The sequence below is a fragment of the Mucilaginibacter roseus genome (assembly GCF_021215455.1).
Classification (GTDB): domain Bacteria; phylum Bacteroidota; class Bacteroidia; order Sphingobacteriales; family Sphingobacteriaceae; genus Mucilaginibacter; species Mucilaginibacter roseus.
In genome coordinates this window covers 675,215-688,311 of the sequence record NZ_JAJPWV010000002.1, presented here as the reverse complement: position 1 = coordinate 688,311, position 13,097 = coordinate 675,215, and the positions used below count along the sequence as shown (strand labels likewise).

The window sequence follows — 13,097 nt, the reverse complement described above, 5'->3', positions numbered from 1 at the left end:
TCAACATCTGAAATTTAAATGGATAAGAATTCCAAGATCTATATAGCAGGTCATCGCGGCATGGTTGGATCAGCCATTTACCGTAAACTGCAAAAAGAGGGCTATACCAACATTATAACCCGTACATCAGCCGAGCTTGACTTGCGCGATCAGAAACAGGTGGCCGATTTTTTCGCTACTGAAAAACCTGATTACGTGTTTTTAGCTGCCGCGAAGGTAGGGGGCATTGTGGCCAACAATACTTACCGTGCCGAGTTTTTGTATGATAACCTGCAAATCCAGAACAACATCATACATAATTCGCACTTAAACGGTGTTACTAAGCTGATGTTCTTAGGTTCAAGCTGTATCTACCCTAAAATGGCGCCTCAGCCATTAGAGGAAGATTATTTGCTAACCGGTCCGCTTGAGCCTACGAATGAGCCTTACGCTATAGCCAAGATAGCGGGTATCAAAATGTGTGATGCTTACCGCGATCAGTACGGTTGTAATTACATTTCGGTAATGCCTACCAACTTATATGGTTATAACGATAACTATCATCCGCAAAATTCGCACGTGTTGCCGGCGTTAATCCGCCGTTTCCACGAGGCTAAGGAGTCGGGTGCGGCTACGGTTACCATTTGGGGCACAGGCTCGCCTAAGCGTGAGTTTTTGTTTGCCGATGATTTGGCCGAGGCCTGCTATTACCTGATGGAGCATTACAATGAGCCGGGTTTGGTAAACATAGGTACCGGCGAGGACATCGCCATAAAAGACCTGGCTTACCTGGTGAAAGATATTGTTGGTTTTGAGGGCGACATCGACTTTGATACCACCAAGCCCGACGGTACACCACGCAAGTTGATGGATGTTGGCAAACTGCATGGCTACGGCTGGAAACATACCATAGAGCTGCCTGAAGGTATCAAGCTCGCATACGAAGATTTTAAAAGCAAACTTTAACAGCTTTGAATGATAACGATAGCCTTGCCGATAAACGGTGAGGCTATTTTGTTTTATACTTGGCGGTATTAACCCGGCTTAGTACTTTAGTGTTATGGAAGAACAAAACGACAACCAATTAAACATAGAGCTATCTGAAGAGATGGCCGAAGGCATATATTCCAACCTGGCTATCATTACCCACTCAACATCAGAGTTTGTACTCGATTTTATTCGCATAATGCCGGGCGTGCCAAAAGCCAAAGTAAAATCGCGCATCATATTAACACCGGAACATGCCAAACGCCTGTTAACCGCTATTGAAGAGAACGTTGCCAAGTTTGAAGCCGCAAACGGCCGCATACGCATACCCGAGGATAATCCCGGCTTCCCGATGAACTTCGGCGGGCCGGTAGGGCAGGCTTAATGGTCAATAAATTATTTTATTTAGTATGAAGCTAAAGCTGGTTTTGATTTTAAGCGGGATTTGGTTCAATTCCTTGGCACAACAAGTTCCCAAGCGAGCTTCTTTTGAAGATACCATAAAATTTATTGAGCATGAAGTGGTTGATCTGACCGCTATTGGCGAGTTATTTCGTGTTAACGCTTTCGTTGAGATATACAAGCAGCCTGATTTGTATCAGGATTCAGTTTTAACGTTTTTAAAACAACATCATACTTATCAGCAAAATGTTATTGCTGCCTGCTCTATGATTGGCCTTCCGCGTGAGCAGTACTTGTCTTTATTATTATCCTATTATGATTTATATAACCACGGTTATATCAATGAAGAATTATTAGAGGATATTGTTGTTAATCCCGCTGATTCGAGGTATAAATTTATAAGCAATTACAATAGTGACAAAACGAAGCAATTGGCATTGCTGATACAAAAGGATAAAAGGTTGTCAAAAAAATTTAAAAAGGAGATGGCTAAAATAGCCAGTGGTAAAATTTATAAAGACCTCAAGGGAGGCGGCTTTATCCCGGATTAACTAAAATAAAAAGGCTCACTGTTTAGGTGAGCCTTTTTTGTATCTGTTTACCGGATGCTTATTCCCAAAGGTTGGCAGGGTAGGTGCCGTTCTCAACTAATTCAGAGATACTTTTTTGTACGATCGGTTTATCTTCTTTATAAGTAACACCAAACCATTTATTAGCGGTTGGGATTACTTTAAATGATGCCGTACCTGATTTTATCAGTTCGTCAGCTACCAGCGGAATAAAGAATTCAGCTTTCGGGTTGTTCTCGTTAGCATGAGCAAACTTCACAAACATTGGCTCGCTTTGCTTAAATACAGCCGGTGTAAAGCCCCAGAAGTTCATGGATACACGGGTATCATTCGGTAGCGGATATTCTACTCCCCCTTCTTCATACACTACGCTGCCATCTTCTTTAAAATATACCTGCGTACGCTCATTGATCTCAACCATGTTGCCATCCTCAACCTTACACACACCGCGTGATACTGAGCCATGCTCTGAAAGGGTTTTGTCTATCTGGTAACCGATCAGTGAATAAGTATCATCGCTAACCTCAGTTGTCAGGAATTTTGCCATTTTTTCAAAGGCATCATAACCATAAAAATCATCAGCGTTAATTACGCAAAAAGGTTCGGTAACCTGATTGCGGGCAGCTAACACCGCGTGGGCGGTACCCCATGGTTTAGCACGCTCAATCTCTTTATCAATACCATATTGCTTTAGGTCGAAATTTTGAAAAACGTAATCAGTTTCAACGCGGCCTTTTAGTTTCGGTTCAAATATGGCTTTAAATGGCTCGGCAAATTCTTCGCGGATGATGAAGCTTATTTTACCAAAACCGGCTTTGATGGCATCGTATATAGAGTAATCAATAATAGTTTCGCCGTTGGGGCCAAAGCCATCAATTTGCTTCATGCTGCCATAGCGGCTGGCCATGCCTGCTGCAAGTATCAGTAAAGTTGGTTTCATGTTGTTTTTATGTTATTGGAGTAATGTTAATTATTGATGAATGCTATTTTGAGCGTTTGGTTTTAAAAAAATGCAGATGCGATCAGTTTACGTTAAAATAAGTAACAATAATAAGCAGTAAATATCGGTAATGATAAGTGATAGACGCTTTTATTGATAATTTAACACGTTTACCGCAATAATAAAAAGTATTTAATAATAATCTCATCATTATTTCAAAATAATGCGGAAGCATTGCTTTTTGCCGGCTTTAGCCAACATCTAACATATTAATGCTGTTTTTTGTACGTAATTTTACGGCGATGGGTTATTCGAGTTTACAAGCCTGCGTTGCCGACCTTGAGCGCAATGGCCACCTGATACGTATTAAGGAAGAGGTTGATCCGTACCTGCAAATGGCAGCCATACACCTGCGTGTTTTTGAGCACGAGGGGCCTGCTATTCTGTTTGAAAATGTTAAAGGCAGTAAGTTTCCGGCAGTGTCAAACCTGTTTGGTACGCTGGAAAGGTCGAAGTTTATTTTTAAGGATACACTGGAGAAGGTAAAGACACTGGTGGATATCAAGAACGACCCCATTAAGGCCATTAAAAATCCGTTTAAATATGCTAATGTGGGTTTAACCGCACTCTCGGCTTTGCCTATGAAGGTAGGGCAGCGCTCGGCACCCGTCAGCTTTGGCCGTACCCAAATAAGTGAGTTGCCGCAGGTTGTGAACTGGCCTATGGATGGCGGCCCTTTTGTGACCATGCCTCAGGTATACACCGAGGATATTGAAAAGCCCGGCATCATGAACGCCAACCTGGGTATGTACCGCATTCAGCTTGCCGGTAACGAGTATGTGCTTAACAACGAGATAGGCCTGCACTACCAATTACACCGGGGCATAGGCGTGCACCAAACCAAGGCCAATGCCAAGGGGCAGCCACTAAAGGTGAGCATATTTGTAGGCGGCCCGCCATCGCACCCGGTGGCGGCAGTAATGCCATTGCCCGAAGGCTTGTCAGAAATGACTTTCGGCGGGGCATTGGGTAACCGCCGGTTCCGTTATTTTTATGACAGCGAAGGCTTTTGTATTTCGGCTGATGCGGACTTTGTAATAACCGGCACGGTAATGCCTCATGACAATAAACCCGAAGGGCCTTTCGGGGATCATCTCGGCTATTACAGCCTTACGCACCACTTCCCGCTGATGAAGGTGCACAATGTTTACCATCGTAAGGATGCAATATGGTCGTTCACGGTAGTGGGCCGCCCGCCGCAGGAAGATACCAGCTTTGGCGCGCTGATTCACGAGATAGCCGGATCGGCCCTGCCTAAGGAAATACCCGGGCTTGTAGCTGTAAATGCTGTAGATGCCGCCGGTGTGCACCCCTTGCTGTTCGCTATCGGCAGCGAGCGTTACACGCCGTATCTAAATGAGCGCCATCCGCAGGAAATATTGACCATAGCCAACCATATTTTAGGTAAAAACCAGTTGAGCCTGGCCAAGTACCTTTTTATTGCCGCTAAGGAAGACGACCCCAAGTTGGATATACATGATATAGGCGGTTTCCTGAAACATGTTCTGCAACGTGTCGACCTTACCCGCGATCTGCATTTTTATACCAAAACCACCATTGACACGCTTGATTACAGCGGCAGCAGACTAAACAGCGGCAGTAAGGTTACCATCACTGTGGCGGGTAACATTAAGCGTGAGCTTTGGAACGAACTTCCTGCCTGGTTCACGCTGCCAAGGCCATTTAGTGGCTTTAAAATGGCAATGCCGGGCGTGCTCGCCGTTGAGGTGCCCAAAAATATTACCACCAGCGATATGCCGCTGATGTTGGAGATACTGGAAGAAGCATTAGGCGATAAAGAATTGAGCGGCCTACCGCTGATAGTACTGTGTGATGATGCAGCTTTTACCGCCCAAAATATCAACAATCTGGTGTGGGTTACCTTTACCCGCAGCAACCCGTCGCACGATATTTATGGTATCGGCAGCTTTACCGAGCACAAGCATTGGGGTTGTACTGGTCCGCTGATTATAGACGCGAGGATAAAACCACACCATGCACCGGTGCTGGAACGGGATCCGGCTACTGAAAAACTGGTTGATAAAATGGGTGAAAAGGGTGGAGCTTTATACGGGATAATATAGTTACACTATAAGTCCTTTGTCATTTCGAACGAGGTACGAGGAGAAATCTGTCGCTTAACTATGAACGCAGACAAATTTATTGCTAATGCTTCGAAATGACATCATATAATGCGTAAAACTTACTCCTGCACAAAATTAGCCAGCTCGACAGAAGTTTCGTAGCTGGCATTTTTATAACGCGTAATCTTATCGTCAAGGCAAACAGTATCAATGCTGCCATCGGTATTGGTAAGCAACAGTTTTACCCTAACGTCGGGCTCATAGGCGTTATCAGTTTTTTGTAAGCTTTCAAGCAAGTCGTTCAGTTTATCAAGCGAGGCTTTGTCGCTAATGGTTTTGCTGCGCCATTTGTCTGCATAGTAAGTATCAAATTTTTCGCAGCTGATCTTAAACATGGTTTCGGTTTGGTAAGATATCGCTTCAACTTTAGCGGCTTTGAGGGTGTTCTCGGGCTTTGAATGCTGGCAAGCGCCAAACAAGCCCATACATGCAAAGGCTGCAAATAATCTTCTCATAAATCCTGGTTTTAAAAGCGAAAGCAATTTATCACTTTCAATAAATATCAGGAAAAATATCCTTTCTAAAAGGCCGTCCTACTTGATTTTTAAAAAATTTATGTGCTTGATGATGAGTTGATTTATATGTTAAGTTTCGTATATAGAAAATTTTTTTCATAAAAGGCGTTATTATAACATCCAATAACCAAAAGTATATCCATACACACTAATTAACCATCACTTATGCGTTTAAAACATTTAACACCAGCATTGGCGCTGTTTGCGCTTGCAGCATGCAGCAAATCGTCGCAGAATGACGTACAACCCGAATCCGTTGCAAACATAACCGATAGTACAAGTAACGAGATAGATTATTTTGCTGACGGTAGTTTACCCCAGGTTTGTGTTGATATGACGGACACAACCGACGATAGCCGCTTGCAAACGGATGCCGTATATGTAGGTAATCACAAATGGGCGAACGGAAAAACGCTAAAGATTTTTTTTATTAACGGCGGCGACTTTTTACAAGGTAAAGTAATGAAGTATGCCCGTAAATGGGCCGACCACGCTAACATTCATTTTGTGAAGACCGGTAATAAAGCCGAGTCAGACATACGGGTCGGCTTTAAGGTTAACAATAACAAAGGTTCATGGTCATACATCGGTACCGATGCCAATAATCATAAAGGTGAGCAAACCATGAATTTTGGTTGGTTTGACAGCAAAACAGAGGAGAAGGAGTTCAGCCGTACTGTAACCCATGAGTTTGGCCACGCCATAGGCCTGGCACACGAGCAAAGCAGCCCCGTGTCAGAAATTAAGTGGGACAAGCCAAAGGTATACGCTTATTACAAAAAGTATTATGGTTGGGGTAAAAAGAAGGTAGACCAAAACGTATTAAATAGATATCAGGATTCGGATGTGCGGAACACCAAGTTTGATCCGGCGTCAATTATGCAATACCCGGTTGATGCCTCATTAACACGCGATGGCATGTCAATAGGGTACAATTATTATTTATCCGCCAAGGACAAAAACTTTATAGGCCGGATCTACCCCGATTAAATATCTTAACAACGAAGGCGGATAACTATCCGCCTTTGTTGTGTTCTTTAATTTTTAAAGCTATTTATTTTGCAGACCGAATGTAGATCATCGGCTTACTGCCTGCTTGCGTTCTTAATACGTTTTTATAGCTGTAGGCAGTTTGCGTAATACCCGGTGACGCCTTTCCGTTTGTGCCTTGTTGGTCACCAAAATAAACCTGCGTTTGGTCGTTAATCGCCAGGTCATTGTGTTTAAATTTAGTGATGTTGTAACCGTTTATTACAATAAATATTCGGTTGTCTATCATACCACCTAAGTGAATAACATTACGTGAGGTGTATACGGTATCTGAACTGCGGGAAATGGCCAGCGGGCCATGCTCTACAAAGTCAAGCAATTCATTGTTAGAATTGACATAGTACGAAACGGCCTCAAATGAAAGTGAGCTGTTGTTTTTTACGATATAGCTCGAGGTGCCGTTACCCACCTTAATGGCATGTGTGCTAACCGAACTGCCCGCGGTAAGTTTCACGGTATAATTACCGGCTTTAGTGTAGGCATGTGTAGGGTTCGCATCCGTTGATGTGCTGCCATCGCCAAAATCCCATAAATAACTACTCCCGTTTTGTGAGGTGTTATTAAACGTTACAGATTCAGTCAAATAAAATGTTGTTCTTTCGGTTGAAAAACCCGCTACCGGGTCTTTTTTACATGATGATGCCGCGATAAGCACTACGGCCAACAGAGAGCAGATTTTTTTCATATCAGTGATAAGGATTAAATAAGGCTTACAAGATATGAAATTAATTGCAAGTTGGTTTTTTATCTTTGAAATAATTAATCGCCTGCTTAAAACAAGAACGCCGCCTTATTAAGGCGGCGTTCTTGTTTTTTTACTGATACTGTATGTAAATAGGTATCGGTTTATATTTCATTAGCTCGGCAGGGGTAAGCATACGCTTAGGCTCCTTTTTGATGTCGTTTTTGTAGAATAGCTTAAAGCCCGTGAATTGCACCGGCTCAGGGTATATCCAGTGGCGGTACGTGCCCAGTTTAAGCGATGGTTCGCCCCAGCCATCCATATCCATCACCACCTGTACTTCCGGGCGGGTTTTAATATCTTTTGTATTGGTAACCATTTTACGGGTAAAGCGGTGTACAACCAATATTTTGGGCGGCAGGTTGTTCTTTTTTACCAGGTCGGCCAGGTAGTTACTCACATAGTTTATATCGGCAGCATCATAAGTGCCTATGCGTTTGCCCGGCTTGCTGCCATCCTTCATGGAGAATTCAGGATCCATACCAAAATGCACGTTTGGCATAGCCAGGTATTTCTCCAGCAAAGGTAATTCTGTTTTAATATCGCTCAACGCTACCTGTACATCTAAAAATACCAGGGCGTCTATCTTTTTTGCCAGGTAAAGCACGGTGTCAATCTGCTTGAACGGCATACGGTAGCGGTACTTACCATCTTTGCCGCCGTCACCTTGTGCCACCACGGCAATGTAATGCAATGCAGGCACAACAGGTGTTTTAGGGTCAGCTTTTTCCCAGTTCTTTACTTCGGTTTTTAGCTTGGCCAGCATCTGGTCGGCAGGCAGCTCACCTAAAATGCCCATCTTTTTTGAGAACAGGTTACCATAAAAGGCAACCACGCGTTTAAAAGGTAATACGGCTCCGGGCAGCGGGTAGGCCGCCTTTTTTACCGGCCAGTAACCATTGGTATCGCCATTGGCCAGGCGAACGTTTAGCGAATCATACAATGCCGTATCCAACGGTGGATAGGTTGATTTTTTGGTGGTATCACCATCCTCGCTTTCCCCTTTAGCTGCGGTTAAGCCGGTTTTTGATGCCGGTTTGCCGTTGCCGGTGCAGTTAGATAATAACGTTAAGGTTGATAAACAAAATAATAATAACAGGAAGATGTGCTTTGCTCTCATGGCAGATTTAAAGGCAGTTTTTAGTTCAATTAAGTTGTAAATATAATGGAATGGCCCGGCTGTCAAGCTTTTATTTTACAAAACTTGCCAAACACGCCAAGCGGCAGTTTTGGCCCGGCGGTAGCTTGCAGATATAGTTCGCCGGTTTCAAAATTCTGAACCTGCGGATAGGCGCTTTTAACCAGGTTTTCAATAATTACGGATGAAAAACCCAGCGAGTAAGTGTTCAATATCAAAAAGTGTTCTTCGGGGTCGAGCAATTGTACCACGTCGCGCATCATCTCTTTAATGTGATCTTCCAGCTTCCATTTTTCACCGTTGGGGCCATGCCCGTAAGCCGGCGGGTCAAGGATGATGCCATTGTATTTTTTACCACGTTTAAGCTCGCGTTTTACAAATTTAAGGGCATCCTCAACCACCCAACGGATGTTGTTTAAACCCGAAATTTCCTGGTTCTCATTAGCCCAGGTAACTACCTGTTTAATGGAGTCAACGTGTGTGGTTTCGGCGCCCGCCGCGTTAGCAATAAGGGATGCGCCGCCGGTGTAAGCAAACAGGTTAAGCACCTTTGGGTTAGGTGTTTTAAACTTTTTAATGTTGCTGCTGATGTAATCCCAGTTAACGGCTTGCTCCGGGAATATGCCTACATGCTTAAATGAGGTTAACCCAAGACGGAACTTGATAGCAGCTTCAGGGTTTTTGTATTCAATATGCCAGCGGTCTGGTGTTTTGGGGCTCTTCTTTACCCAATCGCCCGCCGTTGCCGAACGGCCTTTGAATTTGATATGATGGCGTTTTTGCCATTCGCTTTCGGGCAGTGCCTTATCCCATACCGCTTGAGGTTCAGGGCGTATAAGTATCAGGTCGCCAAAGCGTTCCAGCTTCTCAAAGTCGCCGCAATCAATCAGTTCGTAATCTTTCCAGTGCGTAGGCGTAAGTAGTTGGATCATTATTATTTTTGCAGTCCGAAAGTCGGAAAGACCGAAAGTCCGGAAGTTTTTAGTTGCCTGAGAATAAAAGTTTAGGGGCAAAAATACTATATCTTTTTGAAGTGCGGAAGAGAGCGGAGTGCTAAAGTATTAAAGCCAGTAAGTAAATCGCGACGCTCATTACTTACTGGCTTCCGGACTTTCGGTCTTTTCTGTCTTTCCGACAACTACAGCTTTTCTTTTGCCGCTTCCATAAATCTGCTGGCAAACACAAAGTCGTTTAGCTCCTGGTTATCGGTATGGGCAATTTCTTTGTTTGAACCTTCCCACCATTTCTGGCCCTGGTGCAGAAACAGTATATGGTCGCCAATACCCATTACGGAGTTCATATCATGCGTAACTACAACGGTTGTAATTTCATACTCCTTGGTTAGCTCGGCAATCAGTTCATCTATCAGGATGGATGTTTTAGGATCGAGGCCGGAGTTGGGCTCATCCACAAATAAATACTTGGGTTGCATGGATATGGCGCGGGCAATGCCTACACGCTTCTTCATACCGCCTGAAAGCTCGGCAGGGTACAACTTATTCTTGCCTTTCAGGTTCACCCTTTCCAGGCAAAAGTTGGCGCGGTCAAGCTTTTCGCTTCTGGATTGGTTGGTGAACAGGTTGAGCGGAAACATGATGTTCTCTTCAACCGTCATGCTATCAAACAAGGCCGAGTTTTGAAAAAGCATACCTATTTCCGTACGGATAGGAACACGTTCTTCAAAGCTCATTTCCGTAAAGTTCTGTTCGTTGAAAAACACCTGTCCTTTGGTTGGCTCGTGCAGGCCAACAATGCATTTTAGCAAGGTTGTTTTACCGGATCCGGACCCCCCTATGATCAGGTTGTTTTTACCGGGTAAAAATTTAGCGCTGATGCCTTTTAGTACCTCATTGTCGCCGAATGTTTTAAAAATGTCCTTGATCTCGATCATAGCATTATACGGGATATAATAAGGTCAGCAAAAAGGATCATGATACAGCTCCAAACCACACCTTGTGTAGCCGACTGGCCAACCTCTAAAGCGCCGCCCGAGGTGTAAAAGCCCTGGTAGGCACAAACCGAAGTTATAATAAAACCAAAGGTGAATGATTTTACCAGAGATGCCTGTAAGGTGATGGGTAAAAAGCCATCGCGTAAGCCTAAAACGTAATCGGCAGGGGCAATGTCGCCGGATGCGGCGCAGGCAATGTAGCCACCGGCCAGGCCAAGGCATATTGATAATATATTAAGCATAGGCACCATGGTAATACCCGCAAATATTTTAGGAGATATTAAGTAGCCAGGGGCGTTAACACCCATAATTTCGAGCGCGTCTATTTGTTCGGTAACACGCATGGTGCCTATTTGCGAGGCAATGCTTGAACCTACACGGCCAGCCAGTACCAACGCTGATATGGTGGGACTGAACTCCAGGATGGTCGAATCGCGCGAGATGCTACCCGCTATGGTTGCAGGTACCAGCGGACTGGTAAGCTGAAAAGCCACCTGTATAACCGCTACGGCACCAATAAATAGTGATATTACACTGATGATGCCCAGCGAGCCTAAGCCTATGGAAACCATTTCGCGCATGATCTCGGCCCAGTATACACTGAACTTCTCGGGCTTTCTGAAACTTAATCTGAGTAAGAGTATATATCTGCCTAAACTGGTAAACATTAGTATCTGTATAAATCGGGTTAAAAGTACATTTTTAATATCAAACTGTTTGGTTGGCCCTTTTGCTGACAGGGAGATTGAGCAGCCGTACTAAAATTATGTATTAAAGCCGAAGAATGTAAAAATTGTTTGGTGCGCTGAATGAATTATACCGATATATGTAAACATACCGAGAATTGTTTACATATAGATTATGATTACAAGTTTTGAAAATATACATCAGTCGGTTACCAGCTTAGTTGATTTTGCGCTTTACTGGCGTTTTAAAGGCGAGACAATTCCTGACCGCGACCTTAAATTAATTGCGCCGTTAAACGCTCAAGGTGCTACATTTTTAAAAGATTTTTTGATAAAAGCCCAATTACACGCCAATGAACCGTTTAAAAAAGACTTTTTTGAAACAGAAGAGCATATCATTATGATGGACGATAATGCGGCGCGCATAAAGCAGTGGTTATATGGAAAAGGTGTACAACCGGATGAGCAGGTATATTTGTTATGGAATAGCAAAGTTGCAGCTGTTGTGCCGTTTAGTGTGCTTGTTGAATACTTTGAAGATTTTTACTACCCATCGTCAGACGATCTGACGGTGTTTGATGGACAACTAAACTGGGCTTTATTGTTTCATCATGCGGAAGTATTGTTTTGGGGATCGGGCCGACCAATTCCTATATAGCTTACCATAACTGGCATCCTCTACCATTTGTAAACGTTATTTAATCTTTGATTATTTTTTAACTTCACATAAAACCATTTCAAAAACGGCTTGTTGCATTATTTAGAAAGCGAACCCACCACACGCTAATCAACCTTACAATTTATTAGAAGTTCCTGTTTCATTTTGAGCTGATTCACCCTGTTAGGCGTGTTAATTTTTTGTTTGCGTTTTTTTTACAACATCTACCGTATATGAAAGAAGTATTGTTATTAAGTGATGGCTCGATCCATAGCGACCGCGCCCTGCGTGTGGCTGCCAAAATTTCGCGGCTTGCCGAAGTGCCTTTAGTGCTGGCCAACGTGGCCGATGTTAAGGCTGGTGTTAAAGTGTTGGTTTCGGGCAGGTTTGAGGAGGCGACGGAATCGCGGGAAACAGAGGGTAACGTCTACGGTGAAGAAATAGACGCCCACGGCTTAAATGAGCAGGAGCTGGCTCAACTAATCAATCAAAGAGCTTCATCATTACTGATAAGCGGTATTAGCGACAGTACTACCCTTTGTTTACACAAAATACTTAGCCGCATTACCTGCCCCATGCTGGTACTGCCCGAATATCATACCTTTAATGGCTTTAAACGCATTACCTACATGGCCGATTTGCGTTACTGCCAATTGCCTATTGTGCGTTACCTGGCTAACATGGCTAAGGATAATGATGCCAGCGTGCACATTGCCCACTTACCTGCCAGCGGCCTGCCCCGTATGGATGAAAACTACGCCCTCGAAGTTTTTAACGATGGCATACGCCGCTATGTAAAATACGATAATCTGAAATTTAGCAACACCACCGAGCGCGACCTGCAAAAAGCGACGGATGTAATTATCAATACGATGAAAACAGACCTGCTGGCGTTGGCTAACCATCAATACCACTTTAGGGAAGTGCTGCAGGGCAAGCTCAACGGCGAGGCAATGAATGCCCTGCGCGTGCCGGTGCTGGTGTTTCCGGGATGATTTAGATATCTACAGATAAAATTTAATCCAAAAGACTAAATCAACTATGGTGAAAAATAAGAATTGATGAAAAGCGAAGCGCTTAATGTCTTTAAGTTCTTCAAAAAAGTATTTCTTTAAAACGTATGTTAACAGGTATGATATTACTGTAAAAATCATACCTGTTGCAATTCCATAAATCACTATGCCCCAAATTCCTAATAATGCATCCGGTGATACATATAAGTTCAGGAATGGCAAATATAGAAATACTAAAGCCAGCAAGTTATTTATAACAAGTA

The 13,097-nt window shown here is 43.6% G+C and carries 14 protein-coding genes; 7 read left to right on the top strand and 7 right to left on the bottom strand.

The window, feature by feature from the left end:
• The first annotated feature begins 18 nt into the window (after nt 1-18).
• The 3 genes from fcl (at nt 19) to LT679_RS07890 (ending at nt 1,919) form a co-directional block, all read left to right on the top strand.
• The gene (gene fcl / locus LT679_RS07900; RefSeq protein ID WP_232176917.1) at nt 19-945 is read left to right on the top strand and encodes a GDP-L-fucose synthase; all 927 of its coding nucleotides are present in this window, start codon (nt 19-21) and stop codon (nt 943-945) included.
• 94 nt (nt 946-1,039) lie between these two features.
• The gene (locus LT679_RS07895) at nt 1,040-1,351 is read left to right on the top strand and encodes a DUF3467 domain-containing protein (protein WP_232176916.1); all 312 of its coding nucleotides are present in this window, start codon (nt 1,040-1,042) and stop codon (nt 1,349-1,351) included.
• Nucleotides 1,352-1,424: 73 nt separating this feature from the next.
• Nucleotides 1,425-1,919, top strand: coding sequence for a hypothetical protein (locus LT679_RS07890; protein ID WP_232176915.1), 495 nt, complete (start codon nt 1,425-1,427; stop codon nt 1,917-1,919).
• 58 nt (nt 1,920-1,977) lie between these two features.
• Here LT679_RS07890 and LT679_RS07885 read toward each other — a convergent pair whose 3' ends face one another.
• Nucleotides 1,978-2,877 (bottom strand): nucleotidyltransferase family protein, encoded by a 900-nt coding sequence (locus LT679_RS07885; protein ID WP_232176914.1) that lies wholly within the window; start codon nt 2,875-2,877, stop codon nt 1,978-1,980.
• A 302-nt stretch (nt 2,878-3,179) separates the two neighbouring features.
• On the opposite strand from LT679_RS07885, the gene LT679_RS07880 reads away from it, so the two are divergent.
• Entirely contained in the window at nt 3,180-5,021 is a 1,842-nt protein-coding gene (locus LT679_RS07880) for a UbiD family decarboxylase (RefSeq protein ID WP_232177165.1), read from the top strand.
• Nucleotides 5,022-5,140: 119 nt separating this feature from the next.
• Here the strand turns inward: LT679_RS07880 and LT679_RS07875 are convergent, their stop codons facing one another.
• Nucleotides 5,141-5,536, bottom strand: coding sequence for a hypothetical protein (locus LT679_RS07875; RefSeq protein WP_232176913.1), 396 nt, complete (start codon nt 5,534-5,536; stop codon nt 5,141-5,143).
• Between the two features lie 225 nt (nt 5,537-5,761).
• On the opposite strand from LT679_RS07875, the gene LT679_RS07870 reads away from it, so the two are divergent.
• Nucleotides 5,762-6,586, top strand: a complete 825-nt coding sequence (locus LT679_RS07870; protein ID WP_232176912.1) for a M12 family metallopeptidase — start codon at nt 5,762-5,764, stop codon at nt 6,584-6,586.
• A 64-nt stretch (nt 6,587-6,650) separates the two neighbouring features.
• On the opposite strand, the gene LT679_RS07865 is transcribed toward LT679_RS07870, so the two are convergent.
• The 5 genes from LT679_RS07865 to LT679_RS07845 form a co-directional block, all read right to left on the bottom strand.
• Entirely contained in the window at nt 6,651-7,331 is a 681-nt protein-coding gene (locus LT679_RS07865) for a PKD domain-containing protein (RefSeq protein ID WP_232176911.1), read from the bottom strand.
• Between the two features lie 130 nt (nt 7,332-7,461).
• Nucleotides 7,462-8,508, bottom strand: coding sequence for a hypothetical protein (locus LT679_RS07860; protein ID WP_232176910.1), 1,047 nt, complete (start codon nt 8,506-8,508; stop codon nt 7,462-7,464).
• 62 nt (nt 8,509-8,570) lie between these two features.
• On the bottom strand, nt 8,571-9,458 hold the full coding sequence (locus tag LT679_RS07855) for a class I SAM-dependent methyltransferase (protein WP_232176909.1): 888 nt from the start codon (nt 9,456-9,458) through the stop codon (nt 8,571-8,573).
• 206 nt (nt 9,459-9,664) lie between these two features.
• A complete protein-coding gene (locus LT679_RS07850) occupies nt 9,665-10,417 on the bottom strand; it encodes an ABC transporter ATP-binding protein (protein WP_232176908.1) in 753 nt (250 codons plus the stop codon).
• Nucleotides 10,414-11,145 (bottom strand): MlaE family ABC transporter permease, encoded by a 732-nt coding sequence (locus tag LT679_RS07845; RefSeq protein WP_232176907.1) that lies wholly within the window; start codon nt 11,143-11,145, stop codon nt 10,414-10,416. The genes LT679_RS07850 and LT679_RS07845 overlap by 4 nt, the downstream gene beginning before the upstream one ends.
• A gap of 193 nt (nt 11,146-11,338) precedes the next feature.
• Between LT679_RS07845 and LT679_RS07840 the strand changes: the two genes are divergently transcribed.
• Nucleotides 11,339-11,821 (top strand): hypothetical protein, encoded by a 483-nt coding sequence (locus tag LT679_RS07840; RefSeq protein ID WP_232176906.1) that lies wholly within the window; start codon nt 11,339-11,341, stop codon nt 11,819-11,821.
• Between the two features lie 233 nt (nt 11,822-12,054).
• Nucleotides 12,055-12,816 carry a universal stress protein gene (locus tag LT679_RS07835; protein WP_232176905.1) on the top strand — a complete coding sequence of 254 codons (762 nt, stop codon included), beginning with the start codon at nt 12,055-12,057 and terminating at the stop codon, nt 12,814-12,816.
• Nucleotides 12,817-13,097 lie beyond the last annotated feature (281 nt).